Annotated in this window: 29 protein-coding genes; 14 read left to right on the top strand and 15 right to left on the bottom strand. The window is 48.8% G+C overall.

All coding sequences use genetic code 11. The features are described from left to right. The first annotated feature begins 5 nt into the window (after positions 1-5). The 7 genes from cobT to btuC all read left to right on the top strand — a co-directional run bounded on the left by cobT (position 6) and on the right by btuC (position 7,097). The gene (gene cobT, locus CAG64_RS06615) at positions 6-1,037 is read left to right on the top strand and encodes a nicotinate-nucleotide--dimethylbenzimidazole phosphoribosyltransferase (protein WP_161454219.1); all 1,032 of its coding nucleotides are present in this window, start codon (positions 6-8) and stop codon (positions 1,035-1,037) included. After that, positions 1,034-1,834 (top strand): adenosylcobinamide-GDP ribazoletransferase, encoded by an 801-nt coding sequence (locus CAG64_RS06610; RefSeq protein ID WP_161454220.1) that lies wholly within the window; start codon positions 1,034-1,036, stop codon positions 1,832-1,834. Before cobT ends, CAG64_RS06610 begins: the two co-directional genes overlap by 4 nt. Further along, the gene (cobU, locus tag CAG64_RS06605) at positions 1,831-2,382 is read left to right on the top strand and encodes a bifunctional adenosylcobinamide kinase/adenosylcobinamide-phosphate guanylyltransferase (protein ID WP_021705531.1); all 552 of its coding nucleotides are present in this window, start codon (positions 1,831-1,833) and stop codon (positions 2,380-2,382) included. Before CAG64_RS06610 ends, cobU begins: the two co-directional genes overlap by 4 nt. A gap of 3 nt (positions 2,383-2,385) precedes the next feature. Further along, the gene (locus CAG64_RS06600; protein WP_161488423.1) at positions 2,386-2,994 is read left to right on the top strand and encodes a histidine phosphatase family protein; all 609 of its coding nucleotides are present in this window, start codon (positions 2,386-2,388) and stop codon (positions 2,992-2,994) included. Between the two features lie 20 nt (positions 2,995-3,014). Then, entirely contained in the window at positions 3,015-4,808 is a 1,794-nt protein-coding gene (locus tag CAG64_RS06595; protein WP_161454223.1) for a M3 family oligoendopeptidase, read from the top strand. Between the two features lie 175 nt (positions 4,809-4,983). Beyond that, entirely contained in the window at positions 4,984-6,012 is a 1,029-nt protein-coding gene (locus CAG64_RS06590) for a succinylglutamate desuccinylase (protein ID WP_161454224.1), read from the top strand. A gap of 92 nt (positions 6,013-6,104) precedes the next feature. After that, on the top strand, positions 6,105-7,097 hold the full coding sequence (btuC, locus tag CAG64_RS06585; protein ID WP_161454225.1) for a vitamin B12 ABC transporter permease BtuC: 993 nt from the start codon (positions 6,105-6,107) through the stop codon (positions 7,095-7,097). Positions 7,098-7,163: 66 nt separating this feature from the next. Here the strand turns inward: btuC and CAG64_RS06580 are convergent, their stop codons facing one another. After that, positions 7,164-8,237: a glycosyltransferase family 4 protein gene (locus tag CAG64_RS06580; protein ID WP_161489132.1), complete on the bottom strand. Its 1,074-nt coding sequence runs from the start codon at positions 8,235-8,237 to the stop codon at positions 7,164-7,166. A gap of 427 nt (positions 8,238-8,664) precedes the next feature. Here CAG64_RS06580 and btuD point away from each other — a divergent pair, with 427 nt between their 5' ends. Beyond that, positions 8,665-9,420, top strand: a complete 756-nt coding sequence (gene btuD, locus CAG64_RS06575) for a vitamin B12 ABC transporter ATP-binding protein BtuD (protein ID WP_161488887.1) — start codon at positions 8,665-8,667, stop codon at positions 9,418-9,420. Between the two features lie 286 nt (positions 9,421-9,706). Here the strand turns inward: btuD and CAG64_RS06570 are convergent, their stop codons facing one another. The 3 genes from CAG64_RS06570 to CAG64_RS06560 are packed head-to-tail and all read right to left on the bottom strand — an operon-like array spanning position 9,707 to position 12,170. Then, a complete protein-coding gene (locus tag CAG64_RS06570; protein WP_161454183.1) occupies positions 9,707-10,282 on the bottom strand; it encodes a nucleoside triphosphate pyrophosphohydrolase family protein in 576 nt (191 codons plus the stop codon). A gap of 60 nt (positions 10,283-10,342) precedes the next feature. Continuing rightward, complete coding sequence (locus CAG64_RS06565; protein ID WP_161488888.1) at positions 10,343-10,918, bottom strand: DUF1415 domain-containing protein; 576 nt, start codon at positions 10,916-10,918, stop codon at positions 10,343-10,345. Positions 10,919-10,961: 43 nt separating this feature from the next. Beyond that, a complete protein-coding gene (locus CAG64_RS06560; protein ID WP_161488889.1) occupies positions 10,962-12,170 on the bottom strand; it encodes an MFS transporter in 1,209 nt (402 codons plus the stop codon). Positions 12,171-12,276: 106 nt separating this feature from the next. On the opposite strand from CAG64_RS06560, the gene CAG64_RS06555 reads away from it, so the two are divergent. Beyond that, positions 12,277-13,146 (top strand): LysR family transcriptional regulator, encoded by an 870-nt coding sequence (locus CAG64_RS06555; protein WP_161488890.1) that lies wholly within the window; start codon positions 12,277-12,279, stop codon positions 13,144-13,146. Positions 13,147-13,371: 225 nt separating this feature from the next. Beyond that, on the top strand, positions 13,372-14,316 hold the full coding sequence (locus CAG64_RS06550) for an OmpA family protein (RefSeq protein ID WP_161448361.1): 945 nt from the start codon (positions 13,372-13,374) through the stop codon (positions 14,314-14,316). A gap of 71 nt (positions 14,317-14,387) precedes the next feature. Here CAG64_RS06550 and CAG64_RS06545 read toward each other — a convergent pair whose 3' ends face one another. Next, positions 14,388-14,618 (bottom strand): glutaredoxin family protein, encoded by a 231-nt coding sequence (locus tag CAG64_RS06545; RefSeq protein WP_161448363.1) that lies wholly within the window; start codon positions 14,616-14,618, stop codon positions 14,388-14,390. Between the two features lie 156 nt (positions 14,619-14,774). Between CAG64_RS06545 and CAG64_RS06540 the strand changes: the two genes are divergently transcribed. Further along, positions 14,775-15,275, top strand: coding sequence for a M48 metallopeptidase family protein (locus tag CAG64_RS06540; protein ID WP_161448366.1), 501 nt, complete (start codon positions 14,775-14,777; stop codon positions 15,273-15,275). Between the two features lie 6 nt (positions 15,276-15,281). After that, a complete protein-coding gene (gene rlmF / locus CAG64_RS06535) occupies positions 15,282-16,349 on the top strand; it encodes a 23S rRNA (adenine(1618)-N(6))-methyltransferase RlmF (protein ID WP_161448368.1) in 1,068 nt (355 codons plus the stop codon). Positions 16,350-16,374: 25 nt separating this feature from the next. Here the strand turns inward: rlmF and pilW are convergent, their stop codons facing one another. Further along, positions 16,375-17,091: a type IV pilus biogenesis/stability protein PilW gene (gene pilW / locus CAG64_RS06530; protein WP_021705546.1), complete on the bottom strand. Its 717-nt coding sequence runs from the start codon at positions 17,089-17,091 to the stop codon at positions 16,375-16,377. Positions 17,092-17,231: 140 nt separating this feature from the next. After that, positions 17,232-18,176 (bottom strand): homoserine O-acetyltransferase MetA, encoded by a 945-nt coding sequence (gene metA, locus CAG64_RS06525; protein WP_021705547.1) that lies wholly within the window; start codon positions 18,174-18,176, stop codon positions 17,232-17,234. 130 nt (positions 18,177-18,306) lie between these two features. Here metA and CAG64_RS06520 point away from each other — a divergent pair, with 130 nt between their 5' ends. Next, positions 18,307-18,699, top strand: coding sequence for an AAA family ATPase (locus CAG64_RS06520; protein WP_161488830.1), 393 nt, complete (start codon positions 18,307-18,309; stop codon positions 18,697-18,699). Then, the gene (locus CAG64_RS06515; protein ID WP_161488831.1) at positions 18,678-19,100 is read left to right on the top strand and encodes a DUF3859 domain-containing protein; all 423 of its coding nucleotides are present in this window, start codon (positions 18,678-18,680) and stop codon (positions 19,098-19,100) included. The genes CAG64_RS06520 and CAG64_RS06515 overlap by 22 nt, the downstream gene beginning before the upstream one ends. A gap of 15 nt (positions 19,101-19,115) precedes the next feature. Here the strand turns inward: CAG64_RS06515 and CAG64_RS06510 are convergent, their stop codons facing one another. The 8 genes from CAG64_RS06510 to CAG64_RS06475 form a co-directional block, all read right to left on the bottom strand. Further along, complete coding sequence (locus tag CAG64_RS06510; protein ID WP_161488832.1) at positions 19,116-20,630, bottom strand: EAL domain-containing protein; 1,515 nt, start codon at positions 20,628-20,630, stop codon at positions 19,116-19,118. A gap of 142 nt (positions 20,631-20,772) precedes the next feature. Further along, positions 20,773-21,912, bottom strand: coding sequence for an ABC transporter permease (locus CAG64_RS06505; RefSeq protein WP_161488833.1), 1,140 nt, complete (start codon positions 21,910-21,912; stop codon positions 20,773-20,775). Beyond that, a complete protein-coding gene (locus CAG64_RS06500) occupies positions 21,909-23,063 on the bottom strand; it encodes an ABC transporter permease (protein ID WP_161488834.1) in 1,155 nt (384 codons plus the stop codon). The genes CAG64_RS06505 and CAG64_RS06500 overlap by 4 nt, the downstream gene beginning before the upstream one ends. A gap of 1 nt (position 23,064) precedes the next feature. Beyond that, the gene (locus tag CAG64_RS06495) at positions 23,065-24,039 is read right to left on the bottom strand and encodes an HlyD family secretion protein (RefSeq protein WP_161452885.1); all 975 of its coding nucleotides are present in this window, start codon (positions 24,037-24,039) and stop codon (positions 23,065-23,067) included. A 7-nt stretch (positions 24,040-24,046) separates the two neighbouring features. After that, positions 24,047-25,462 (bottom strand): TolC family protein, encoded by a 1,416-nt coding sequence (locus CAG64_RS06490; protein ID WP_161488835.1) that lies wholly within the window; start codon positions 25,460-25,462, stop codon positions 24,047-24,049. A 176-nt stretch (positions 25,463-25,638) separates the two neighbouring features. Beyond that, positions 25,639-26,082, bottom strand: a complete 444-nt coding sequence (locus CAG64_RS06485) for a hypothetical protein (protein WP_021705555.1) — start codon at positions 26,080-26,082, stop codon at positions 25,639-25,641. Positions 26,083-26,107: 25 nt separating this feature from the next. Further along, entirely contained in the window at positions 26,108-26,551 is a 444-nt protein-coding gene (locus CAG64_RS06480; RefSeq protein WP_161489289.1) for a hypothetical protein, read from the bottom strand. Between the two features lie 91 nt (positions 26,552-26,642). After that, positions 26,643-26,986, bottom strand: a 344-nt coding sequence (locus CAG64_RS06475; RefSeq protein ID WP_161489288.1) for a hypothetical protein, incomplete at its 5' end; no start/stop codon positions are given.

Genomic DNA, 26,986 nt, shown 5'->3' with positions numbered 1-26,986 from the left:
AACCCATGCTTGATCGTTCCTATTCTGCATTTATTCAACATCGTATCGACCAAAAAACGAAACCACCAGGGGCGTTAGGTGCGCTCGAGCGACTGGCTCACCAACTGGCGTTGATTCAGAGTCAGGGTAAAGCCAATGCAGTCACCGAGATTCAGGTCCATAACCCTATTGTACTTGTGTTTGCCGGTGATCATGGTGTGGCGGACGAGGGCGTCAGTATCGCGCCCAGCGCAGTCACATCGCAGATGGTAGAGAACTTTCTCGCGGGTGGCGCGGCGATTAACTGCTTCTGCCGCGTGAACCAGGTAGCGATGAAAGTTATTGACTGCGGTATCCTGATACCGGTTGACCGCTCATCTGAAGCATTGGTCTCGCAGCGTTTGGGCGATCGTACGCACAATTTTGCTCACCAGTCGGCCATGTCTGTCCAGCAAGTGGAAGAAGGGTTGAAGTTAGGCGCCAGCGTGGTTCAGAAAGTGATCGACAAAGGCTCGAATTTAGTCATGTTTGGTGAAATGGGGATTGGTAACACCAGTAGCGCTGCCGCAATTTTGGCCGCGTTATCGGGACGGGACGTGGAGTTCTGCGTTGGCCGCGGGACCGGGATAGATGACGCGCAGTTTCATAAGAAGCTGTCCGTCGTCGGACAAGGGGTCGCTCGCTGCGATGATCTCTCGGTAAAGAATGTATTGTCTGAAGTCGGTGGATACGAAATCGTGCAGATGGTGGGCGCGTTTCTCGGTGCGTACAAGCGTCGTGTGCCTGTGATTGTCGACGGGTTTATTGTCACAGCGGCAGCCTACGTTGCGTCTTTGGTCGAACCTGAGTGTCGTGAATATATGATTTTTGCTCACAAATCCCACGAATCTGGCCACAAGTATTTGCTAGAAGAGCTTAACGCTCAGCCACTACTGGACTTGGAGCTTCGCCTGGGTGAGGGTACCGGGGCGGTGTTGGCGGTACCATTAGTGCAAGCAGCGGCCGAGTTTTATAACACCATGGCCAGCTTTGAAGACGCGGGAGTGACTGTGCCATGATCTCTCGTATACACGAGCAGTATCAGTTGTTCTGTCTGGCTCTGAGCTTTTTCTCGCGCTTACCGATCCCGTCATCCACACCGTATTCTGAAGAGCGGATGAATCGCGCTGGCCGTTACTTCGCGTTGGTTGGGGCGTTGCTGGGGCTACTCTGCGCATTGGTGTTTGGATGGCTGTCGCTGTTCCTGCCGGGTCATATCGCAGTCCTGCTGACCATGGTGTTTAGTTTGCTCCTCACAGGCGCGTTTCATGAAGACGGGTTGACCGACATGGCAGATGGTATCGGAGGCGGTATGACTCACGAACGCCGTTTGGCGATCATGAAAGACAGTCGTATCGGGACCTACGGTGCGGTAACATTGGCCATGGCTTTACTGGCGAAGTATGCGCTGTTGACTGCGTTGGTTGCCCACACCTCACTGCTGATGGTGTGGGTACTGGCTTACACGCTCAGTCGTACGGTGGCGGCCAGTCTGATTTACGATATGGATTACGTCAGTGACCGTGAGACCAGTAAATCCAAGCCTCTGGCCAGCAAACAGACGAAAGGCGAGTTGCGGTTTCTGATTCTGTGCGGCGTATTGCCTTGCCTGTGGTTTTCCCCGGTTGTCGCGCTGAGCCTTATTTTGTCTGTTGTGGCGCTTCGTTTTAGTTTTAAGTCCTGGCTTATCAAACGAATCGGTGGTTTTACGGGGGATTGTCTGGGCGCAGCTCAGCAATTGACTGAGCTGTGGATCTATTTGCTGTTGGTCGCGTTTGCGCACAATGGCTGGCTTATCGAAGCTGGATTGGTATGAGTGTACATCTGATTTTAGGCGGCGCGCGATCGGGCAAATCGTCGCACGCAGAGCAGTGGGTCAGGCAGGTTTCCACTCAGTTCCAGCGGGGAGAGGTGTCCCGACCATTGCATTACGTTGCGACGGCGATTGCGTTTGATGATGAGATGAAGACGCGGATCGAACATCATCGACACTCTCGTGGTGTGGGATGGGTGGAACATGAAGCGCCCTTGGCGTTGGCCGAGCTGCTGAAACGATTTCAGGCCGACGATGTGGTGTTGGTCGATTGCCTGACGTTGTGGCTGAACAATGTGATTTTTAATCATGGCGATACGGCTAGGGCAGACGACATTCATGATGCAGTGAACACTCTGGTTGACGTATTAAGCGCGTCTTCGGCGTATCTCTGTTTAGTCTCGAACGAAGTCGGTCTTGGTGTCGTACCGATGGGGCAAGTGTCTCGCCTGTTTGTCGATCACGCTGGCTGGATGAATCAGCGTATTGCCGCGATCGCTGATCGGGTTGATTTTGTCGCAGCGGGTTTACCAATGAGATTGAAAGGATAAACGATGAAAGTGCTGAATTTCTATTTACTTCGTCATGGTAAAACACTCGGGCAATCGGCTCTGAACGGCAGAACCGACGTCGGGGTCGATTTGGCCGTTCAGCACCGAATTCGTGACCGAATGGTGGAAAAGGAACTACCGATAACCCACATTGTGAGCTCTCCATTACAGCGCTGTGCACAAGTGGCGGCTTTACTTCATGAACGGCTGGATAATGTACGGCTAAACCTGGATGCCGCGTTTCAGGAAATGGACTTCGGTGACTACGACGGTGTCGCTTTTGAAAAGCTGGACGATAAATGGCAGGAGCTCGAAGCATTCTGGTACGACCCGGCAGACCGCCCGCTTCCCAATGGAGAAAGCCTAGCCGAGTTTCATCAACGCGTTACTCAGGCGTGGGATAAACTGGTCGATACGGCGCACGGGGATACACTTCTTATTTGCCACGGCGGGACGATACGTATCATACTGGCTCATATACTTAACTTGGACTGGAAAAACCCGGCGTGGTATTCACAATTGAATATTGCCAACCAGTCGCTCTCTCACGTACAAATTTCAGTAACGGACTCGCGCTTTGCCAGCGTAAAAACGATTGGTGAAGTGCTTTAAGCATGACATTAGGACAACCTATGACAACGCCAAGTTGGAACCTCACGATTGCCTATCAAGGCTTGGACGATCCCAAAATCACGCAAGACATTCAACTTATCGAGCAGTGCATTACCGTGCTCAAACAACACAGCGACCAGCGTGACTCTGTGTCCGTCGTACAAAACGCCATTCAAACCTCCGAAGCCGCCGGGAAACTGCTGGCCACGATCAATACGTTTGCAACCTGCCATGCTTCCGTCGATGCCACCAACGCGCAGGCCAAGTCTCTGACCGGAAAAATGGCGAAACTGAGCTCGGATCTTTCGCAAGCTTACAGCCCGTATGAAAATACGCTGACTTACGCCGACGATGAGTTCATTCGTCAGGTGCTGGACCACGATAGCGGTGATATTTATGGTCAGGCCTTTGGCATAGAAAGCCTGCGTAAGTTGGCAGATGTGATGTTGCCAGTAGAACAAGAGCAGCTGATTTCAGCACTGGAAGTGGATGGCCGAGATGCGTGGGGAAGACTCTACGATAACCTGACTGGCTCGCTACAGGTCACGCTTGAATTGCCTGACGGACAGAATGAAACCATGGGGTTCTCTCAGGCAGCGAGCATACTCTACGGTGGTGAATTTGATAAGCAGGAACCGGCGTGGCGTGGTATTCAAAAAGCCATGGCAACGCATCAGGAAAGTTTCGCATCGATTCTCAATGCGTTGTCGGGCTGGAGACTAACGGAATACGCGAAACGTTCTTATCAGCGTGAGATGCATTTTCTTGAGCCTGCGCTACATGAGAGTTGTATTGAACCTGAAACGCTGGATGCCATGATGTCAGTGGCGCACCAGCAACGCAGTATTGGCCAGAAAGCCGGGCAACTGATGGCTCAGGTTTATGGGCTGGACTCGATGAAACCGTGGAATCACATGGCGGCGATGCCGTCACTGACCGGTTCTGAGCCTAAAGTGTACTCTTTTGATGAAGCTATTGAGGTTATCAAAACCGCGTTTGCGCAAGTGCATCCGGAAATGTCAGACTTCGTACAGATGATGGTTGATAATGGTTGGATTGACGCTTCACCGAGTGACAACCGTCGTTTGGGCGCGTACTGCACCAAATTCGCCGCAACCCGATCGCCTTTGGTTTTCATGACATGGGGAGGAAGCCGCTCCGATCTTCTGACGCTGGCTCATGAACTTGGGCACGCTTTCCACAATTGGGTCATGCGGGATATGCCACTGTGCCAGACACGGTATCCGATGACGTTGGCTGAGACCGCCTCGATCTTTGCTGAGAATATCGTCCGTGATACTTTGCTCAGTCAGGCCGAAACGCGTGAAGAGCAGTTGGAAATGTTGTGGGAAGAGCTCTCCTCCTGTTATGCGCTCACGATCAATATTCCGGTGCGGTTTGAGTTTGAGAAAGCTCTGTACGAGCAACGTCAGTCTGGAGAATTTAGCGCCAGTCAGTTGTGCGAACTGATGAGCCAATCCTGGAAAGTGTGGTACGGGGAATCGATGGACGAAACGGATCCTTATTTCTGGGCCAGCAAACTGCATTTCAGTATTTCGGAAATCAGCTTTTACAACTACCCGTACCTGTTTGGCTATCTCTTCAGTGGCGGCGTTTACGCGCAACGCGAGGCAAAAGGCGACCAGTTTTATGCCGATTACGTTGCGTTGCTCCGCGACACCGGCAGTATGATGGCAGAAGAGGTAGTGCAAAAGCACCTGGGCATGGACCTGACCAAGCCCGATTTCTGGCAACAGAGTTTTGCGCGCGTCAAAGAAAAAATTGATCGCTTTGAACAACTGCTAGCGCAATGATTTAGTGGTAGAATATGCGGAATATGAGCCGAGCGGTGATGCTCGGCTTAATTTTGTGCAGAGTGTGAATGGATTTACAGGCAGAGACAGGTTTTCTGTCGATAAGTGAGATCATTTCAACATAAATCGTCCGTACAATTCATTAACATACCGCTGTGCAATAAAGGAGTAGCGCATGACGAAATCCCTCTTTCGCCAATCTTTTCTTTTTGACAGCCTCGACTTAGAACACGAAATGCTCCCGGGCGAGCAAACGTCAGCTTCCGGAGTGACACTGAAACTGCACCAACGTGGTGTGCTGGAAGTGATTCCTCAGCATGTCGGGTCTGAGACCAAAAACATTATTATCTCGTGTGGTGTTCATGGCGATGAAACCGCACCCATGGAGCTGGCCGATAAGATTATCGAAGATATTCAAACCGGTTTTCAGCCTGTCACTGAACGTTGTCTGTTTATTGTTGCGCACCCGGAAGCCACCAATAATCACACGCGTTTTATCGAGCAAAACCTCAACCGCTTGTTTGACGACAAAGAGCATGAGCCGTCGAAAGAGACCACGATTGCAGACAATCTGAAATCGGTGGTGTCGGACTTCTATGCCGGAACAGAGCCAGAAACCCGTTGGCATCTGGACTTACACTGCGCCATTCGTTTGTCCAAGCATTACACTTTTGCGGTGAGCCCGAAAACCCGCCATCCGGTGCGCAGCAAAGCCTTGTTTGATTTCGTTGAAAGCGGCCATGTGGAAGCGGTGTTGTTGTCCAATGCACCATCCAGTACCTTCAGTTGGTACAGCGCTGAAAACTTCGGCGCACAAGCATTGACGATGGAACTGGGGCGTGTGGCTCGCATCGGGGAAAATGATCTCGAGAAATTGGTGGCCTTTGATCTGGCGTTACGTGATTTGGTGGCCTCTGCCAAAGCGGAACACTTGCCTAAACGAACCATTATGTATCGTGTCAGCCGTACGTTGGTGCGCCTGCATGACGATTTCGACTTTATGTTCGATGATCAGGTTGAAAACTTTACCGCATTTAAGCACGGAGAAGTGTTTGGTCATGATGGCGATAAGCCGCTGATGGCGAAAAATGAGGGTGAGGCGATCGTGTTCCCGAACCGTCATGTCGCAATCGGTCAGCGTGCAGCTCTGATGGTGTGTGAAGTCGCGACACGTTACGAAGACGATCAACTGGTCTACGATTAACCTGAGACCGACTTAGATTCGCTTTCTATTTGAATGGCTTAACGGTATCGTTAAGCCATTCTTTTTGTTTATACACAAATACCGATGCTTTGATGGATTTCAATCAGCTTCTTCGAGTTAAACGCCAGCGTTGGCAGCGCAGCGCCACTTTTTTCATTGCCGGATTGATCTTGTTCAGTTTTGGCTATTTGATGGTGGGGGAAGTGTTCATCTCGCCCTTCGCCGAATGGTCAGCACTGGACCAACAATTAGTCATGCAACTGCGCTTGCCTCGTTTGCTGGCTGCCGTTGCAATTGGGGCTTCACTGGCGGTTTCCGGCGCGGTGCTACAGGTGCTGCTGGGCAATGTGCTGGCTGAGCCGGGCGTACTTGGAATATCCGGTGGCGCCAGCCTTGCCATGGTTCTGGTGTTGTTTTTTCTGCCGTGGGCGGCAACGCCAGTTGGATTCATGCTGGCGGCAGTGATGGGATCTCTGGTTTTTACCCTTCTGCTTGTGTCGATGGCTAAAGCGATGAAACTGACCACCACTCGTTTGCTGCTGGTGGGGGTGGCACTGGGGATTTTGTCCGGCGCGGTGGTCACCTGGGCATTCTATTTCAGTGACAACCTGAGCTTACGTCAGTTGATGTACTGGCTGATGGGCAGTATCGGTGGTGCAACCTGGTATCAACATACGTTAACCATAATGCTGATTCCTTTTGTGCTGTGGCTGTGTTGCCAAGGCAACGTGCTAGACAAACTCATGTTGGGTGAATTGCATGCTAAGCAGTTAGGGGTAGACGTGAATGCCATTCGCTGGAAGCTTATTCTTGCTGTGTCGGTACTGGTGGGTGGCGCTGTGGCCCTTGGCGGCGTGATCGGCTTTGTGGGGTTGGTCGTGCCGCACTTATTGCGTTTGGCCCTGGGGACAGAGAACCGCTATCTGATCCCACTTTCGGCTCTCTTTGGTGCATTGCTGCTGGTGATTGCAGACTTAGTCGCCAGAACCGCGCTCAATGCCGCAGAACTGCCGCTCGGTGTCGTAACCACGACCATAGGCGCGCCGGTATTTATCTGGATGTTGGTGCGAAATCATGATGCCTAACGACGACTTACGCTAAGTGTGCGGGCAAGCGCTAAAAAGGTTACCTTGAGGTAACCTTTGTGCGTTTTAGCTGGCGAAAATGGTTTCCATGTCGTTGACCATTTTAGTCAGCGTACATTTTTCCAGCGCGATTTGACGTGCTTTTTCTGCGAAACGGGTACGCAGCGTACGGTCATCCAACAGACGCTCAATGGCTTTTGCCAGATCATCGCTGTCTCGAATGTTAACGATCAGGCCATTTTGCTCATGCTGAATCAACTCCGTCACGCTGCCAACGTCGGTAGCGATGACCGGAAGTTGGCACAGCATGGCTTGCATCATTGCCTGAGGAAGCCCTTCAAAACCGTACGAGGGAAGGCAGAAAACGTCCATTGCCTGTAAATAAGGTACCACGTTGTCCAACTCACCAGTAAAGGTGACAGGATAGTGAAGGGACGGAACGCGGGGTTCAATCTCAGCGCGTTTAGGGCCATCACCGACAATGACAAGATGAAAATCATCCCGCTTGAGTTTTTGCAGTGCATCGACCAAGGTCTCATGACCTTTCCAGGAGCGCATTTTAGCAACAATACCGATCACCATCTTATCAGTAGGCAAATTGACTGCTTGCTTACTTTTTAGAATATCCTGAGTAGGAAGGAAATGCAGTTCATCACTTCCGGTTGGTACGGATTGAATTTTCTCCAGAGGAATCTTGTTTTCACGATTCAACTGTTCTCTCAGTCTTTCACCGGCTGTGACAATAAAATCACACCCCTGATTGTAGAGCCAAAGTGTCGATTTATTGTTTTTAACTGAAGTGGAAATATGTCGCGTACGAACAACTTTCGGTTTATTTCGACAAAATATCAAGCTCACTGCAACGAGCCAACTGTCCGTTGAGCTGTGCGTATTAATAACATCGAAGTGGTGTGATGAAAGATACTTATACATGCTAAAAAGGCCGGAAAACGATTTTCTCCGGATGGGAAGAGCGACGGCGGGAACTCCGCGCTTTTGAGCATTTTCAAATAGCGCGGAGTCTTGCGGGCAGGCGATCACCACTTCATGACCTCTCTCTATCATGCCTAACGATTCGTTGAGCACTCGAATACCCTGGCCACCCCAGCCGTTTACGGATTCTGTATGAAGTATTTTCATATAATTTATCTAGCGTAATGGATTAAACAAACGTCGTTAGCAAAAATAACCTTCAAATGTGAAGGAAAGGAGACTTAATTAAGTAGTGCGATGTTATGTCACTTTTATTGCTGTAATTTTGAGTCTCAATTAAATTTCTATGGCTGTTTAGGGTCACTATTTGCCAAGCTTTAATTGCAAATTAAGTCTTACGTCGAAGATATTAACGTTGTTCTTATTTACGAGCAAGGTTGGCTCAGGAAAAATTGTGAATTCAAAGACTTGTGCGTGCTATTAATTTCTATCATGGTCAGTCAGATTCTCTTTCAAAAGAAAAAATAAAAAAATCAATAACCTGGTATTGAGTGCTTTGTAGCGATTGGTTGAAATTCTTTCACAAGTTCGTCATTCTACGCGGCGGAGAGACTTTCAGGTTGAATTACTGCGCATGATAAAGATTAAGAGCTTGTGTGTTGGGTCACGGTTGCTGCCGATGTCCTTTCAGTGTGAACGAGGCGAAGTCGTTCATGTTGTTGGGCCGAACGGAAGTGGCAAAAGCACTTTACTGTCGGCCATCGCTGGCGTCCTGGATTATCAGGGGCAAGCCTTAGTTGATGGAGTTGATGTCAAAAACGTCACGCTTAAAGAACTTGCTCTGAAACGGGCTTATTTGAGTCAGAGTGAACGACCTGCGTTTGATATTGAGGTGTTTCAGTATTTGGCTTTGTCGGTTCCTGAACATACCTGTGCAACACAAGAAACCATTGGTGAGGTCATCGCGCATTTAACCCAGTTGGTCGACATCAGGGATAAACTGCATCGCTCAATAAATCAGTTGTCAGGCGGAGAATGGCAGAGAGTCAGGTTGGCCGCGATTTGCCTGCAAGTGTGGCCTTCATTGAACCCTAATGCTAAGGCGTTGTTTCTTGATGAGCCAGCGGCACCGCTCGACATTGGTCAGGAAGCATTATTGTATCAGTTGATTCGTGAAGTGGCGCAACAGGGCATTTGTGTCGTAATGGCGAATCATGATCTTAACCGGACGTTACGGTTGGCTGATAAAGCGATTTTGCTCGACAAGGGCGTTTTGCAAAGTGTCGGTACGGCAAAAGAGGTGCTTAACCCGCAACGCCTTTCGGATGTGTTTAAAACCCGGGTAAAAATGCTTGACCTGGAAGGGCAGCCGTATCTGATCTTCGACTGAATCGTTAACAAGATTTGTGCAAAGAGCACCAGATTAGAGCAATCGCACGATAAGATTCATTGTGGTGAAAAATAAAATCATTATAAATCAATTGGTTATGTTTTTGTAAAAGTTGGCACGCGCTTGGCATTAGTGAAAGGGATACATTCTCGTTCTTGTTAGGCTTGTGTCTCACAGACACGTATTGCTAGCCGCCTTGGTCTCCCTGAGGTGGCTTTTTTTTGCTTTTAAAACGTAACATGCCAACCATTGGGTCGGCATGTTATTGACAGGCTGATTGCCGTATTTAGCGAGTGAGTGGCGCCAGATCAGCAGGGCGGTAGTACACCGATTTCAGCACTTTTCCCTGACGAATGGTTTTGGCGTCGGAAACAAAGTCTTCCGCACACTTCGCGATGATGTAGTCGCCTTTTTGGACCGCCATCAGTTTAATGCCTTGCTCAGCGTAGTGAACTTCTGTGTCGGTGTATTCTTGTTCATTGCGGCACACTTTACTCATGTTGCTTGAGTGAACTTCATCCCAACATGGAAGGAACTCGATACCACGATTAACAGCCACGTTCAGTAACAAATCAATCAGGTAGCTGATTGCCAGGTTATCCTCAACTTTATCGTGCCCAAGGTGCACCAGACGTCCCATCAGCACGTAGACACTGTCGACGATCGCGTCTGCTTGCTCTGTTTTGTTGTCAGCCTCAGCCAGTTCCGTCAGCTCTTCAATTGCTAAAGATGTATGCAGCGTATCCGCCTTCTCATCCAGGCTGTCAGGTGCTGCCACCGGAAGATCAAAAGTACTTCTGAATTCGGTGATGTCACGGTAGAGGTGATCAAAAATGTCTTGGGTCAGTTTAGATAAGTGCATTATCCCGGTCCATTGTGGTCAAAATGATGGGCCAATCTTACCAGACCCCCTGTCTTGCGGCTATCTCAGAGAGCCAAATAGGTACGGGAAGAGCCGTTTGCGTTCCGCTTCGGTTAAGTTTTGTACCCGGGCGATATTGGTATCCGGAATGGCTTCCGGGTTGGGGTAGTGTTTCAGAACTCGTTCCATGCTCTCCTCGCGAATCAGGTGAAAGATTGGATAAGGGGAACGGTTAGTCAGGTTTTCGGCATCGTCTGATGCTGTTCCGGCGAAGCAGTAGTCAGGATGGAAGGTCGCGACCTGGTAAACGCCTTCGCGGTCATGTTGGCGAATCAGTGCCTCGACCCAATCAATAAATAAGTTGTACTCAAAGAAGTCTGCAAGCATGTGTGGCGCGACGACCAAGGTTGTTTCCAGCGCGTCGGGTTCGGTTTCGTCCAGCTCAATGATCTGGTCAAGGATATCCTGTAGCAGGTCTTCATCCTGGCTTGCTGAGCTGACGAAGATCTTGATTTGCTTGTTGCGTTGAGGTTTGGCGGCAAACGGACATAAGTTTAACCCGATCACCACCTCTGTTAACCACTGCTCGACCTGCTGAGCTATTGCATTGCTGTCGGCTGATTGGAGTTCTGACATGACTACACGTATTTGAGTTGAACAAGCGGCTGAGTGTACCAGATTACGCCGTCACTTGGTGTTGGTTTTGTTCACCAGCCGATTGGCGCTTGGATAACGCATAACAGAGCGAAAAAATACAGACGTACAGCAGCATTCCTCCCAGAGACACGCTCAACCAGCCACCATGCTGCCAGCAATAAATCAGGAAGAACCCGCCCAAACTGCCACCAACATAATAGTGCACCAGATACAGGGCCGTTGCGGTCGCTTTTGCTTGCGTGGCTTTCTGGCTCACCCAGGCGTAAGCCAGCGTATGGGTGAAGAACGCGCCAAAGCTGATCAGGATTAGACCTAACAACATAAAGGGCAGTTGATCGACCAGCGCCAGCCACATGCCAATCATGCTGAGAATACTGCCTGTCACCATCCCGGGAATGGGCTGGCGGCGTTTAGTCCATTGCCCGGTCAGTTTAGAGCTGATGGTTCCGGATAGATAACAGACAAATATCAACGAGGCCAAGCCAATAGGCAGATTATGTGGTTCACTGACCAGGCGAAAGCCCATCACAGAGTACAGGTTGACAAACAACGCGAAATTGGCACCGCCAATCAACATGGCAAGCCAGATGGTACGGTTAGAGAGATGTTTAACCAAGGCACGGTTATGATGAAAAAACAGACCACGAGTGGGCGTGAAATGTTGCTGAGTGGGTAACAATGACCAGACTGCAACGGCGCCGACAAAACTGAAGGCTGCCATGGCCAACACCGCTTCATGCCAGCCAAATGCTTCTGTGATCATTCCGCCTGCGATCCGTCCACATATACCACCCAGAGAGTTAGCCGCAATATAGCCACCAATCGCCTGACTGAACGCGGCCGGCGACAACTCTTCGACCATATAGGCCACTGCGACGGACGCAAAAGCTGCCAGCGCAACTCCCATCAGCGCACGAGTCATGGCCAGTAACCATAGGCTGTCTGTGAACACCATCAGAACGCCAATTAACGGCATGGCAAACAGCCCGAGTAGCATTATACGCCGGCGCCCGAACGATTCGGAACTGATAGCCCAGGGAACCAGAAACAGCGACAGTGCCAACGTTGAGGCAGCAAATATCCAGTTGACTTGCGTTTCGCTGACGCCAAACTCGACCGCCATGTAGGGCAGCATTGGCTGAAAAACATATAAGTTACAAAAAACCAGAAACGAACCCAGAGCCAGGCTCAAGACAACATGGCGGTATTCACGGCTGCCTAATTCGATCATAAAATGACTCATCACCTCACGTAGAAAACGTGATTAAGTTATCATTTACTTCTGGATTAATTAAATATATTAAAAATATCACAATGATATATTTTTTATATTCACTATGGACAGTCGCCAACTGAAACATTTTGTCGCTGTCGCTGACCACGGACATTTCACCATGGCGGCGAAAGCCCTGCACATAGCTCAGCCTGCACTGAGTATCTCCATTCGCAAGTTTGAAGCTCAATTAGGCGTGGAGCTGTTTCGTCGGCAAGACCGTAAGGTTGAGTTGACCTACGAAGGGAAGGTGCTCTATGAACATGCCAAGCGCATCCTGCAACAATTCGATGACGCTAAACTGGCCATGGATGAACTGATCGGTCTGGAAAAAGGAGAGGTCAGGTTGGGGGCGCCAAGTATGATGGGGTCGTACTTTTTTCCTGAGATTGTTATGGCGTTCAAAAGTCATTACCCGAACCTGAAACTGACCTTGATCGATGCCGGAACACAATCAATACGTCAGATGCTTCTGGACGGTGAGCTGGATATCGGCGTGATCAATAATGCGGATGTGCCGGACGATCTGGAAACGGACCATCTGCTGACGTCGGAAATGGTCGCAGTGGTGGGTCGAGATCATCCATTGGCGGAGCGAGCATCGCTTACCTTTGACGAATTTTTTGAGCACGAGTTAGTGATGTTCAAACCGGGCTACTTTCACCGGGACTTCATTGATGCTGTGTGTGAGAAATATGGGCTGAGCATGAAATTTTCGTTTGAAACCAATTTGTTGCCGATGATACTCAGTATTGTAAAGAACGAATTCGCGATTACGGCATTGCTGGAGCTGGTGACTCAGCACGAAAAGGATGTGGTTGGTATTTCCTTTCAACAGCCCGTTATGCTCGATTTAGCTTTAGCCTGGCGTAAAGACGGATATTTGTCGAAAGCGGACCGTACTTTCATCGAATTCATCAAGCGCTATGTGTGATTCTTGGGTACAGAGTCGGGAGACAGCCAAAAATCAAGAAAGTTCTCATTATTTTTCGAGTTTTTTGGAACGGTACACAATTTGTTTCATTAATTTTAATAAATTCAATTTGTTTCCGCTTTGTCTGGTTTGACTTTTGTTTGTTCCAATCTATGTTCATAAGGTTGCGCAGTGGTAAAAGTGCGTAGCTGGAATGTAATTAGAAAAACAGACTAAGGAATGACAATGAAAAAGCTCGCTGCACTAATTTCAGCGTCAATGTTATTGGCGTCAACGTCTGCAATGGCTGAGTTCTATCTCGGTGCTAAAGCAGGTAAATCTTGGCTGGATGACGCATGTACTTCTACATCCGCATGTGATGACGAAGATGTGACTCTGGGTGTCTTTGGTGGTTACCAGTTCTGGGATTTTCTGTCACTTGAAGCTGGCTACGATCACTTAGGTAAGTTTGATGCTGCTGGTCTTGACGACGATTCCGTTCAGGCGTTCACTCTGGCACCGAAACTCAACCTCTATTTAACCGACTCGTTCTCTGTCTACGGCAAGTTTGGAGGTGCGTACGTCGACTATGGTGACGAAAACGACGCCTCTTATCTGGGTGCGGTCGGTCTGCAACTTGACCCACACAAGAAAGTTGCGGTCCGTCTGGAGTACCAGGTACTGACAGACATCAACAATGATATCGTTCGCGCAGAAGCCAATTCTGCAACACTGGGTGTGGCATTCAAGTTTGGTGCCGAAGAAGAGCCGGTGATGATGGTGGAAGAGGAGATGGTTGTCGAAGAGCCTGTGGTTATGACCAAAACTTACGAAGCGTCGCTACTGGGTTCAGGTCTGTTCGCGCTCAACAGCACCGAGCTAAAACCTGAAAGTGAACAGCACTTGGGTGAGCTGGTGGATTTCCTCAACAAGTATCCTCAAGCCAATGTCGAAATCGTGGGGCATACCGACTCTTCCGGTACGGAAAAGTATAACCAGATGATCTCAGAGAAACGCGCGCAATCTGTTAAAAATGATCTGATGAAGCGTGGTATCTCGGCTAATCGCATCTCTGCCCGCGGTGAAGGGGAGAGCAATCCGGTTGCAGATAACTCGACCAGAGAAGGCCGCGCTAAGAACCGCCGTGTTGATGTGTACGTACCAGAATTTGAGTACACGGTTGAACAGTAAGTCTTTCTTTACTGACATGTAAAATACCAAAGCCCCGATATTCTCGGGGCTTTTGTCGTTTTAACCGCTCGCTATTTGGAGCGGTACATTTTTTCGAAGTTGGCAGGGTTCCAACCAATCATAATACGATCGCCAATTCTAAGTACCGGCAGAGAACGGGCGCCGATGGCATCCAGCTCTTTGCGGCCACGCTGCATTTTTGCATTGCAAAGACGATACGGAATGTTTTTTGATTCCAGATAACGTTGAGCATCTTTGCAGTGTGGGCATTTGTCTTTGACGTACAGAACAACACGTTTCATAGCAGTACGGGTTTTCGAAAATTTAGCAGGCTAGTGTAGCGAAAACCGACCCGAGACAAAAGCGCTCGCTGGCCATTTCAGTTGTCAACACGGCCGTGCATATCTGATACACTTGCCGCCTTTCATTTCAGGACATGATGGCAGAGTTGGTGAGTCATGCATTCTTCACTTCGTTACGTGCACGGGTACCCGCAGCACATTGTTGAGCAAGTAGCGTCTTTGGTGACATCCGGTAAGTTAGTGCGCTGGTTCGAGCATCGCTACCCAGAAAAACACACTATCAAGAGTGAGAAAGCCCTGTTTGATTACACGATGGCGCTCAAAAATCGTTTTATGAAGAAAACGGCCCCATTGAGCAAAGTCATTTACGACAGCAAAATTCATCTCATTAACAATGCTCTGGGACTTCATACCTATGCTTCACGAGTGCATGGTGGAAAAATTCGTTCGAAGAATGAAATACGTATTGCCAGTATCTTCAAAGATGCACCAGAACCCCTGTTGAAGATGTTGGTGGTTCATGAGTTGGCCCATCTTAAAGAAAAAGAGCACAACAAAGCATTTTATCAACTTTGTTGTCATATGGAGCCGGATTACCACCAACTCGAACTTGATGCCCGCTTGTTCATGATTTATCAGGAACTGAAAAACCAGTAAACCAATATGACTAAAAAAAATAACCGATCGTTACAGCGTGCAGTCGCCCAAGGAAAGACACAGGCCGAATCCCAAAGCTGCATGGTATTTAAAACGATAAAAGGAAAAGCGGGCTTACACGCCAACAACCCGCACCGGGGACGTTATCCATTTCTGGAACTGGTTAGAGCGCTGCCGGAGCTGAAAGCTCACGTGGTCAAAAATCCAAAAGGTGAGCAAAGTATCGATTTTTCGGATCCGACGGCCGTGAAATGTCTGAACAAGGCACTTTTGGCACACTATTATGGTGTTCAGGCGTGGGATATTCCTCAAGGCTATTTGTGTCCACCGATTCCCGGGCGGGCTGATTACATTCATCGCGCTGCCGAACTGATGAGCAACGAATGTCCAGGATTAAAGCACAACCAGATTCAGGCGTTGGATATCGGTGTAGGGGCGAACTGCATATATCCGATTGTGGCTTCTGTTGCGTATGGATGGCGTTATGTAGGCAGTGACGTTGATCCGGTATCGGTCAAAAATGCCAATCAGATCGTAGCTAACAATCGTTCTCTTTCTGGCTTAGTGACATGTCGGCTTCAGGAACAGAGTCGTTTTACGTTTCAAGGTATCATCCAACCGGGTGAATATTACGACATTACCACCTGCAATCCGCCGTTTCACAAATCATTGGCGGAAGCGGAGCAAGGGACACAGCGGAAATTACGTAATCTGAATGAAAACCGGGCAAAGCGAGGCCAGTCCCATCAATTTGCAAAACCGGCCAAGGATGCCAACACCGTATTGAATTTTGGTGGTCAGAAAGCTGAACTCTGGTGTCCGGGTGGCGAAGCGTCGTTTATTAAGAACATGGCGTTTGAGAGCCGTGACTTTGGCGCTCAGGTATTGTGGTTTACCAGTTTGCTCTCAAAAAAAGAGAACGTTCGCTGGATGAGAAAAAATCTGGAGAAAGCTGGCGCGGCAGAAGCACGGGTTTATGAAATGAGTCAGGGACAGAAAATCAGTCGCTTTATCGCCTGGACGTTTCAAACGCCGGAGCAAAGAGCGCGTTGGTTTAAAGCCAAGCAAAGATAATGCAAGCGAGCTGCGGCTCGCTTTTTTAATGGCTTAGAGCCAGCAGTTGATTTTGGTAGCTGTTCTTCATTTGGGTGTTGCCCGCTTTTTCTTCGACTTTTATCAGCATTTCCAATGAGGCGCGATGCACGCCCCATTTTTCCTGAAACTGCAACAGGCGTTGTCTGGCATTGGTATAGTCTTTTTGATCGATATCCAACTGGGTTAACTGGAATAGCGCACGAATCCGGTTTGGGTTGTGATCGACGGCCTGCTGGAAATAGTTTTTGGCTTGTGCTTTATCGCCTGACTTTAAGGCGCAAAACGCGGCATTTTCATAAGAAGACGCGACCTGGTAATAGTCCGGCTGGTGGATGGCTTTATTGAAGTAAATATCTGCCAGGTTGTATTTACCATGCTTACACAAAAACGTGCCGTAATTATTCAAAACGTTGCCATTGTGAGGGTGCTGTTTGAGTGCCTGACGATACTGCGCTGCGGCCGATTCTGCTTCACCTACGGCTTCGTAGTAGTAGGCCATGGACAGTTGGGCGCGATAGTAGTCGGGAGCGTGCTTGAGAGCCTGTTCCAGATTCTCACGGGCACGGGGCATGTTGCCCTGATCCAGATAACCCAGCCCTAGGGCTATTCTTGATTCTGACATATCAACAGGGTTAGGTTTAAATTCTGTCTGTTGGTTGTCCGATACCGATATGCACCCCGTGAGGGTCAGCAACAGACAGGCCACAAAACAAAGCCGCATGGTTCACTCCTTTGAAATCACCCTCGTATGATAAGTCAGAGTGACGGATTTCAGTATTCCGGAGCATGACAATGCGATCTGTCTGGCAATATACATGAGATTGCACCGCCAGTTGCTGGCGGTGTAACCAATCCCAACCGTCAGTTCTCGTCCCGAGTAAACTTGTCTTCGCTGAAATGTTCAAGATCGTACGGTGTTTGTTGATAAACGCAGTAGTTCAGCCAGTTAGAGAACAACAAATGCCCGTGACTGCGCCAACTGGCAATTGGCTTATTGTCCGGGTTGTTGTTTGGGTAGTAGTTGATTGGGATCGCCGGTTCCATGCCTTCACCTAAATCGCGGATGTACTCGTTGTGCAGTGTCATGGCATCGTATTCAGGGTGCCCGGTGACAAACACATTGCGCTTGTCTTTCGTGGAGGCGAGATAAACACCGGCAATATCGGACGTGGCCAGAATGTCCAGATCGGTATGTTCATTGAGAAATTCCGGTGAGAAATCAGCGTAGCGGGAGTGTGGTGCTAAAAATGTATCATCAAAGCCGCGCAGAACCGGATGGTGTGGATCGTGAATCTCATGATGGTAAACACCAGACAACTTCTCTTTACGCGTACGTTTGGGCAAGTCGTACAGAAGTTTTAGCCCTGCCTGAGCCGCCCAGCAGACATAAAGGGTTGATGTCACATGCGCTTTGGCCCATGCCATAATGGTCTGAAGGTGCTCCCAGTAGAGAACATCTTCAAACTGAACCAAACCTAGCGGGGCGCCTGTAATGATAAGACCATCGAAATTGCGATTCTTAATGGTTTCAAACTGACGATAGAAGGTGTCCAGATGTTCCGTTGGTGTGTTTTTACTTGGACGATCATCGATTCTCAGCAACTCAACATCCACCTGAAGTGGGGAGTTGGACAACAGACGCAGGAATTGGGTTTCGGTCTCAATCTTCTTTGGCATCAAGTTCAGGATCAGCACCTTAAGTGGACGAATCTCCTGAGTGGATGCACGTGATTCCGCCATAATAAAGATATTCTCGTTGCGCAAAATATCCGTAGCAGGTAATTGATCGGGGATCTTGATCGGCACAGCTTTCTCCCTAAGCTTGTCTTTCTGGACGTCTATACTTCCAAAGTTAACCTAATCAATTTGAGATGTCGATAGCCAATTGACGCATTTTTCCTTAATATCGCCTCTTGATCTTAAGTCTGGACAGCAAATGGCACCAACACTGACATTAGTTCGTGGGCTTCCAGGGTCGGGGAAATCGACCTTAGCAAAAACCATGAATGCCCATCATTTCGAAGCCGACATGTATTTCCTCAATGACGAAGGGGAGTATCACTATGATGCTGATCATATTGCGCGAGCTCACCATTGGTGCCAGGCCCAAACCAAACGTTGTCTAGCTGCCGGTCAGGATGTTGTGGTCGCCAATACATTTATCCGGCGCTGGGAAATGCGGGTCTATCAGAAAATGGCGCAAGTTTATGGTGCGCGTCTGGAAGTGATCGAGTGTGATGGCGAATATCAGAATATCCACGGTGTTGATGAACACACTATTAAAGAAATGCGAAAAAGGTGGCAGGCGTGGCAAAGCGATCCCCGATAATTGAAATGACGTCTTACGGAATTTATTCCACATGGGATTCAAAATCTAAGCACCTTCCTAAAATTCAAGAGTTTACGACGCACGTACCAGCAGACATTGATGTCGAGTTCGGGTTTATCGTCAACATCAAAAAAGCCAAAGGGGCCGTCATTCATTACTGTATTGACCACCCGGGTATTTTGAGTAAGAAAGGGGATCCGCTGGCGCCTTTTGAGGGTGAAGAGCATGTCGGCAGCAACGACTGGGACTTCTATCTTGGCGATGCTATTTGGGCTCCAGTGAATGACAAACTGGGCCAATGGCAAATGCGTATTGAACTTAACGGTAGAACCATCGCTGAGAAAACGTTCCATCTGGTAGCGAGAGACGAAGGCCAGTTCTGGAAAAAACGCGGCTTTTGATCGGACAGCTCGGATTCACGTGCGTTGATCGATATCCGTAATACAGGCCGATAGTTCGGGCGCCGCTATTGGTTTGGCAAAGTAAAAGCCCTGTAGGAAGTGCACCTTCTGCGCTTTGAGGTAATCGGCCTGCGCTTGCGTTTCTATTCCTTCGGCAATCAGCCGTACCCCCAGTTTGTGCCCCAAATCAATGATGGTGGTCAGCACCATGGCGTTGACGGTATCAATGCCAATTGTGTCAATAAAACACTTGTCGATTTTCAGAAAACTGAAACGTATGTCTTTCAGCACTGACAGGGAGGTGTGCCCGGTACCAAAGTCATCAATTGCAATGGACAAACCTTGGTGGTGAAGGTTATTTACTTCGTTCCGGCTGAGCTCATCGAGCATCTGACGTTCGGTAATTTCAACACAAAGCTCGTATCCCTGCTGCTTGAACTCGCTGTTGTAATAAATCAGAGCATCAATATTATCCGGGTTATGCAGGTAAGACGGCGGAATATTGATCGCCACCTGAATGCCTTTGCTCAGCGGTAACTCGGTCAATTCAGTTAACGCACGTTCAAGAGCGAAATCAGTGATCTCATCCACCAGGTTATGGTATTCAGCAATGGAGATAAAGGTGTCCGGGCCGATCAACCCGAGAGTAGGATGTTTCCAGCGGACGAGGGCTTCCAGCTTGGTCACTTTATTCTGGCTGGCGTCGATGATCGGTTGATACACCAGAAACAACTCGCTACGTTTTAATCCCTTTTTCAAATCATCCAGCAGAGATTCACGATTACGCAGATAGCGTGTGGTGACGAGAAACAGAGCAGAGATCATCAGAGAGACCGGGATACCACTGGCGATAAAGTAGAGGAGCTCCCGGAGAATGAATTCGCGCTTGGCTTCAACCAGCAATGAGTAATCATATTTCTTTGAAGGATATATCAGGTGCAGTGACTCTGAATGAAACGACTGTCCGGCGGGGTAGGTACGTTCCCCAAAACGCGCCCGAATATAACTGAGTTTGTCATTTTCTACCCGACCGATGCGATCGACTAAGTAGCCGCGCTCAACGATGGAAAAAGCGCCGGAGAACTTATCGCCGGGCAGTGTATCAACCACGATCAAAGTACGCTGCGCCGGGTCTTTACTCAGGTCAATTAGATACTCGCCAGAGGTGACGCCGTCACGATGAATGAAGTCGGTGAGGTTATGATCGATTTCTCCCCGTTTTGATGAGCAGACTGCCACCCCGTTTTTTACGATGATCAACTCACGCAGTATGCTCTCAAACAACAGTTCTTCCCGAATCGCTTCGCAGCGGTCAGCGTGCTGTATGGCCCGACGGTTTTCATCTCTCAGTTCAGTAATGACTTCGTCAATCCTGTGAGTGTATGCGTCAGCAATTGTACGCAAATCACGTTGCACGCCAGAGACCGCCAGATAGACCGCTGTTGGGATAACAATCAGCAGAGGGACTAAGATGATCGCCAGAAACGAACGTATCTTAATTTCAGGTTTGCGGTGGGTGTTAGGTTGCATATGGGCGCGCGTGTTGGATTGGATGTCGATATCTTATAGGTTCATCTGCCATCTTAAACCACAATCGGGCCTCAATAGAGACCCGATTCTCAGATATGACTCAAAACTCACCGAACGATGAGTAGGGTCTGACATTGTTGTGTCAACAGACCCATTGTTTTTGACTCTTTCGATAACTGATCAGCGCAATGGCGCCCCACGCAAGTGTCAGCGCCCACAGTTGTGTGTATTCACTGGCAACCTGATGCCAACTCGCGCCCATCTGGTTAAGTTTGAGGTAACCCTGAATCGCGACGGTACTTGGAAACAGGTGCGATACCCAGACAATCGGAGCCGGAATCGCTTCAACCGGCCAGATAAACCCAGCGGCAAACACCAGTGGCATTGAACTGATCAGGACGACCACAGTCACCAGTTCGCGCCGAGGTGTCACTGCGCCGAGCCAGATACCGATAAAGATGGTCGATAACAAGAAGGGCAGCAGCAGAGCCAGCAGTTGGCTGGCTTGAGCAAGTTGGCTGATACCGTGCATCGTAAAGCTGGCACCAAAATAATACATGCTCATGACGTAGTAGATGATGGTCAGCACTAAGGTTCTGGCGGTGATCAACATGGGGGCAGACACCCGGTTCCAGTATCCGTGACCGTATTTCTGTGTTCCCCCCATCAGGCCAGAAGCCATGGCCAGAGTTTGTTGTAGGATCAGGACAAACACCGCGGGCACCACGTAATCCACATAACCGCCGCGTGGGTTAAAAGTCGGCTTCATGTTGAGCTTGACCGGTGCATACTGTTGACTGGCCAGCGACAACGGCTCGCCCTCTAATACCAGCCTCGACACCTTCGCCTGTGCAGACAGGGTGCCGCCAGCTTCGGCCAGACCCTCGACGATGGTGCCATACACCAGGAAGTAGGACGCATCACCAGTGTAGGCGAGCGTTGGACTGGTTCCAAGCAGCAGATCGCGATAAAAATGTTCCGGTATCACCAATATGCCGCTGACCTTGCCCTCTAGAAATGCTTGTTTGGCACTGGCGATGGAGTCATCACGCTGGACAACCTCAACTTGTGATGTGGCGTCTACCATGCGTTCTAGTTGGTAGCTCGTCTGACTCTTATCCAGGTTAACGATACTGATCCGTTGTTGCTGAGGTACCTGTTTGGCATAGGGAAGTGGATAGAGAAACGAATAAAAGACCAGCCCGCCAAATATCGTCAGAACGACGGCAGGGTTCGTAAACAAAGCTTTGCATTCGGCTTTCACCAGTTCAAAGAAACTCATACAGACACTTCCTCCTGGCGCGCTTTCGCGAGATGTTTGCGAACGAACAGCAAAGTCAGCCCGAGCGGTACGACGTATCCCGCCATAGGCAATAGGTGGTAAAGAGACGTAAGTACGTCGGCGCCATAACTCACCTGTGCTACTTGAACTTCAATATAGTGACTGATGGGCAGCAGACTGCGCCAGAACTGAGCGAGGCTGTTCATGTCGGTTGCCGGAAAGGTAATACCCATAAATGCCAGGCCAGGAGCGGTAAACGCGCCGCCAAGACTCAGTGCCCGGGCAGCGTCCAGCGTCATGAAGAAAAAGAAGCTTCCCATGATCATACAAGCTATCACGGTCACAAGTTGTGCCAGAATCAAGGCACTCAGGCTGCCATGCATCGGCCATTCAATCAGTTGATAGAACCAGATGAGAAAAGCCACGCCTTGAGCCAGAAAGAGCGGGACATAGCCGGCCAGAGTTCTGGCGATAGTCGCAAGCGGCCGCTCACTCAGCCACGTGGTCAGGGCGACCGCATGCTGGTTGGCAGCAAGGATCAGTATGGTGCTGGCCACCATACTGATTTGCCACAACGCGGGCACAATGGCGCTGATCAGAAACTGGGCATAGTTTGAGTTTTTATTGAACAGGGCAGTGATCTGAGTACGCACCGGCAATGCCTGACCCATTGCACTGAGTGTGGTGGTGTTGCCTTTAGCCAGATTGCGCATCACATCAACTTTAGCGTTGAATGTGCCCTGAGCGGCAGCAACCGAGGATTTGATCAGCTTGCCGACTAAAATGAACTGGCTGTTATAAAAAACAGAAACCTGGGGTGGCATGCCGCGGTATATGTCTTTGTCAAAATTGGCCGGGATGATGACGTAAGCGTACACATCGCCCTGAATTAAGGCCTGACGTGCCTGAGCGACATCCTGAAACTGATAATCAACGCTCATGGCAGACGTCGCGTCATAGTCTCGATTGAGTGTACGGGACAGTGAGCTGTGTGAAAGGTCAACCACACCAATCGGCAAATCTCGGGCAATGCCATGAGAGAAAATCCACCATAGCATGATTGCCAGCATGACCGGCACCCAGGTCAGGCAAGAGAGTAGCCATTTATCCCGTCTGAGCAGTTGCCGTTGAGAGGGAATGTGTAGATTCATCTTACAGATTTACCACGACACTCATGCCCATGCGCAGATTTTTCACTGGCGTGATCGGCCGGGCTTCTACTTCAAAAGTACGCAGGTCAAAACCCTGGGAAGCGTCGGTGGAACGCCAGGTTGCAAAGTCGCCCATCGCGGCAATGTGGCTGACCTTAAAGGTGAGTTCTTTATCCAGCGCCGGCAAATAAGCGGTGAATTCAGCGCCTTTTTCAAAATGCTTCAGTTGATCTTCTCGCACATTCAACACGGCCCATGAATCTTGTGTATCAATAACCGTCACTACAGGGAATCCCTGTGGTGCAAGTTCGCCACTACGCAGCAAAACTTGCGATACCTCACCATCAAACCAACTGGCAATTTTGGTGTCTTCAGCAATGGCCTGTACTTCAGCCACGGCGCCAGCAGCGGCTTTGGCTTTTTCGGCGGCAGCAGTTTTGATCTCTTCTCGCGCGCCTTCTTTAGCCAGATTGTACATTTGCAGCGCAGCACTCTCTGTGTATTTGGCTGCTTGCCACTGCGTGAGGGCCTCATCGCGTTTTTGTTCCGCCACGACGCCTTCTTTATACAAGTTGTTGATTCGCAGGTAGGTCTTCTCAGCCAGCAGCGCCGCGGCTTTGGCTTTTTGCCACTGATCCTGCGCGGCACGAATCTGTTGTTCGCGCGTGCCGTTTTCTGCTTCTTCCGCCAGAGCGCCAGCGGCTCTCTGGCCCGCCACGGCTTGTTCGAGCTTGGCTTCAATCTCTGGGCTGTGGATGGTGAAGATCAACTGACCTTGTTTAATCTCATCTCCTTTACGAACCAGAACCTGATCAATACGGCCAGCAACTTTGGAGGAAATGCTGTACTGCTGCGATTCAATTTGTCCCTGAAGGCGTACAGGCTCGGGTTGGTACGCCTGATAAAAACTGTAGCCAATCCACGCAGTCAGAGCGATGGCGGAGACGGCAATAATAGTCGGTTTTACGAGTTTCATTTTCCACCTATTGATTCATTTGACTTGGCTGAATTGCGGATTGTTGGTAATGGTCGAACGCGTTCATTTCGCTTGATAACGCCAGCAACCGGGTAAGGGATAACAAATAATTGAAGCTGGCGGCAGACTGCTGAGTTCGTACACTCGCAAGGTATAGCTCGGCGTCGACCACATCGAGTGAGGTCGACAACCCTTGTGAGAAAGCTTTCTGGCGCAGTTTGAGGTTTTCCTGAGCCAGTTGGATACTGGAGTTCAGACCTTTGACTTCTTCTTGAGCTTGTTCAGCCTCCAGGTACGTTTTTTTCACCAACACTTTAAGATCCTGCTGAGCCTGAGCTTTAAGGTAGCGAACCTGAGAGACCGCGTTATTAGCCGCTTTTACTTGTTCACTCCGGCCAGAAGATTCAATCAGAGGAATACTGACACCAACACCGACCAGCCAATCCGGTTTTAATTGACTGGCAAGCGAGTCATCTTCATATAAGTTGTAATCACCGTACAGGTAGACCTCAGGGTAGTACTTCCCTTTTTCCGCTTTGATCAGGCTGCTGGCTTGCTTCTCTTTGGCATCCAGTAAGGAAAGCCCCGGGTAGGTATTTAGGGTTTGATCCACAAACGCGTTCAGTGGGGGTAAGTTGTCGTTGATAAACAATGCGCCACTTGGCTCGACGATGTCGTCCTGATTGAGGATTTGAGTTAGCGCTGCCTGGGCGATATCGAGATTTTTTTGTGCCTTTTTACGCTCTACCGTCGCTTTGTCTAACGAGGCTTCAGCTTGAAGTCTTTCAACGTGAGCGATTTGGCCTTGTTGTTCCAGTTTAAGCGCATTGTCTCTGTGTCGCGTCAGCCCTTTCTCTACAGCTAAGCGTGTGTCGAGCACATCTTTGGCCAGCAGAACGCTAAAATAGTATTTGCTCAGGTCTTCATAGCGGGCCTGAGTTTCCATCTTCAGTTCACTTTGTGCTTCTTCTTTCCGACCTTCTGCAGCAGATTGTGCGGCTGAGATGCGTCCACCCGTAAAAATTGGCCAGATCGCCCGGATAGAAGAGGTGAAAATCTCTCGTTCAGTGATCGTCGATGTGACGGACCCTAAGTCCGATAGGATAGGGCCTAATATGGGGGCCAGCGTCGGCGGCACATTAATGCTCTCACCTGTGCTGTCAAACAACTGTTTGCCAGAGACTTTAATGTCATCATCAAGTACCGTGTAGTTCGCACCCAACGTGATTTGAGGTAGATTCAGGTTTCCGGTTGCGTTTTGTAGATTCTGGTAGCGCTCAACATTGGAGCGCTGCGCGGCAAGCGAATTGTTTTCCTGCTGAAGAAGTTGCCAGGCCTGATCAAAGCTGATGGCTGCGGCAAACGCAGACGAACTGGCCAGCCACAAGCCTCCGGCGAGCACTGCTAATGGACGAATTTTCATAAAAACCGTTCTGACTCAATATGATTTTTTAGAGTCTATACTCTAAGGTTTTATTCAACAACGATTTTATAATTTAATCCTTAGGTAAGTCTAGGGTTGATTTTAGGATGTAAATTTAATTTAAAATCAATGTGTTATGTTGATATAGGCCAGGTTTGGCTAGGTAGGCCTAATCATTATGTTTTTGGATCCGCTTTATTATTGCCCCTATATACATAAACTTCTTTATCAAGCACCCACTGGAATGTTGTTTTTATATCGACCGTACGTTCAAGTACATATCCGTGGCTCAGTAAGTTTTCGACGATCAATGGTTTGCCAATTATGGCTATCACGACTCCGAATAGAGCCGTGTAGATAGGGATGTAGGTGCCTATGATTTTTTTAGTTTTACTAGATAAGTTGATTTTCTTCCTAATTGGAAGGCTAATTAATCCCAACAGTGCAAGTAGCCATATTGAGGTGAGCAAGGGAAGCACGCCGAAAATATAGCTAACTTCGACTTCATTTTTTGTCAAAAAGACACTCGCGTATAGACTTTCAGCCATTTCATACATTCCAAAAGGAATGATGGTCACTATGACTGCAGATCCAATAACAAACAGTATTTTGTCAACCATTAATTAACCATGGCTTCGTGTACTTTTACTCGTTGTGTTTTTGCTTGAGCTTCGCCAATTCTTGGCATTCATCTGCTGTTGTTGCGTAGGTTGCACTAGAGTAGCGGCGTGATGAGCGGGAAAGGTCTTCACACTGTACATAACCATGTGCTTTACTTTCCAATTGGTACTTCAAAACGCCAGCTAATGCTGGTGATAATACAGCTGCATTAATTAGTATCGAACTTACATAAATACGGTTGAAATGAGATTGACGCCAACTGCCTTTCGTCACTATCGACATGGACAATGCTGAGATGCCAAGAAAAAACACACCAAACATAGCCCACAGTGAGATGAATCCGCGTATCACTACATAGTTTGCATCTTCGTCAAACAACGTACTAAAGTTCTTAACAAGAAAAATAGTGGAGATAACGATGATGCCTACAGAGAGAGAAAATCGGAGTATGCGAATAAAACTGGTCATTGAGCTAACCTTTCAAATTGCTTAATTGCTTAATTGCTTAATTGCTTAATTGCTTAATTGCTTAATTGCTTTAGTGAGCTGTGGCAATTTGTCAAAGGCCTGTATTTTTCTTTTCAAGCACGTAGATATCAGTATCTGGTCGCCAAGGAGCAGAAGCTCTAATTGTCTCTTTCAACTGATATCCGTGGTCAATTAAATAATTAACCATCGCTGGTTTTAAGTAGTACCCCATGAGTACGGAGATGATTAAAGCTCCCAATGGCATATACACACCCAACGTTTTTTTTCCTAGGTCAGAAAGGCTTATTTTCCTTTTAGAAAGCAAAGAAAAATTCCCTATGATAACGATGGATATAAGCCAAATAATAATAGGAGATATGGCAAAAAAGTAGCTCACTTCGATGATACTGCTGTTAAGTGAGTACACATTGTAGA

The sequence above is a fragment of the Vibrio sp. V38_P2S17PM301 genome, assembly GCF_009904845.1.
GTDB lineage: Bacteria > Pseudomonadota > Gammaproteobacteria > Enterobacterales > Vibrionaceae > Vibrio > Vibrio proteolyticus.
The sequence above is the reverse complement of the archived record's forward strand: the minus strand, read 5'-3'. Positions and strand labels throughout refer to the sequence as shown.

Bases quoted from the DNA above. Each gene is read 5' to 3' on its own strand.
- cobT (WP_161454219.1), top strand. From the start codon at position 6: ATGCTTGATCGTTCCTATTCTGCATTTATTCAACATCGTATCGACCAA.
- CAG64_RS06610 (WP_161454220.1), top strand. From the start codon at position 1,034: ATGATCTCTCGTATACACGAGCAGTATCAGTTGTTCTGTCTGGCTCTG.
- cobU (WP_021705531.1), top strand. From the start codon at position 1,831: ATGAGTGTACATCTGATTTTAGGCGGCGCGCGATCGGGCAAATCGTCG.
- CAG64_RS06600 (WP_161488423.1), top strand. From the start codon at position 2,386: ATGAAAGTGCTGAATTTCTATTTACTTCGTCATGGTAAAACACTCGGG.
- CAG64_RS06595 (WP_161454223.1), top strand. From the start codon at position 3,015: ATGACAACGCCAAGTTGGAACCTCACGATTGCCTATCAAGGCTTGGAC.
- CAG64_RS06590 (WP_161454224.1), top strand. From the start codon at position 4,984: ATGACGAAATCCCTCTTTCGCCAATCTTTTCTTTTTGACAGCCTCGAC.
- btuC (WP_161454225.1), top strand. From the start codon at position 6,105: ATGGATTTCAATCAGCTTCTTCGAGTTAAACGCCAGCGTTGGCAGCGC.
- CAG64_RS06580 (WP_161489132.1), bottom strand. From the start codon at position 8,237: ATGAAAATACTTCATACAGAATCCGTAAACGGCTGGGGTGGCCAGGGT.
- btuD (WP_161488887.1), top strand. From the start codon at position 8,665: ATGATAAAGATTAAGAGCTTGTGTGTTGGGTCACGGTTGCTGCCGATG.
- CAG64_RS06570 (WP_161454183.1), bottom strand. From the start codon at position 10,282: ATGCACTTATCTAAACTGACCCAAGACATTTTTGATCACCTCTACCGT.
- CAG64_RS06565 (WP_161488888.1), bottom strand. From the start codon at position 10,918: ATGTCAGAACTCCAATCAGCCGACAGCAATGCAATAGCTCAGCAGGTC.
- CAG64_RS06560 (WP_161488889.1), bottom strand. From the start codon at position 12,170: ATGATCGAATTAGGCAGCCGTGAATACCGCCATGTTGTCTTGAGCCTG.
- CAG64_RS06555 (WP_161488890.1), top strand. From the start codon at position 12,277: ATGGACAGTCGCCAACTGAAACATTTTGTCGCTGTCGCTGACCACGGA.
- CAG64_RS06550 (WP_161448361.1), top strand. From the start codon at position 13,372: ATGAAAAAGCTCGCTGCACTAATTTCAGCGTCAATGTTATTGGCGTCA.
- CAG64_RS06545 (WP_161448363.1), bottom strand. From the start codon at position 14,618: ATGAAACGTGTTGTTCTGTACGTCAAAGACAAATGCCCACACTGCAAA.
- CAG64_RS06540 (WP_161448366.1), top strand. From the start codon at position 14,775: ATGCATTCTTCACTTCGTTACGTGCACGGGTACCCGCAGCACATTGTT.
- rlmF (WP_161448368.1), top strand. From the start codon at position 15,282: ATGACTAAAAAAAATAACCGATCGTTACAGCGTGCAGTCGCCCAAGGA.
- pilW (WP_021705546.1), bottom strand. From the start codon at position 17,091: ATGCGGCTTTGTTTTGTGGCCTGTCTGTTGCTGACCCTCACGGGGTGC.
- CAG64_RS06520 (WP_161488830.1), top strand. From the start codon at position 18,307: ATGGCACCAACACTGACATTAGTTCGTGGGCTTCCAGGGTCGGGGAAA.
- CAG64_RS06510 (WP_161488832.1), bottom strand. From the start codon at position 20,630: ATGCAACCTAACACCCACCGCAAACCTGAAATTAAGATACGTTCGTTT.
- CAG64_RS06505 (WP_161488833.1), bottom strand. From the start codon at position 21,912: ATGAGTTTCTTTGAACTGGTGAAAGCCGAATGCAAAGCTTTGTTTACG.
- CAG64_RS06500 (WP_161488834.1), bottom strand. From the start codon at position 23,063: ATGAATCTACACATTCCCTCTCAACGGCAACTGCTCAGACGGGATAAA.
- CAG64_RS06495 (WP_161452885.1), bottom strand. From the start codon at position 24,039: ATGAAACTCGTAAAACCGACTATTATTGCCGTCTCCGCCATCGCTCTG.
- CAG64_RS06490 (WP_161488835.1), bottom strand. From the start codon at position 25,462: ATGAAAATTCGTCCATTAGCAGTGCTCGCCGGAGGCTTGTGGCTGGCC.
- CAG64_RS06485 (WP_021705555.1), bottom strand. From the start codon at position 26,082: ATGGTTGACAAAATACTGTTTGTTATTGGATCTGCAGTCATAGTGACC.
- CAG64_RS06480 (WP_161489289.1), bottom strand. From the start codon at position 26,551: ATGACCAGTTTTATTCGCATACTCCGATTTTCTCTCTCTGTAGGCATC.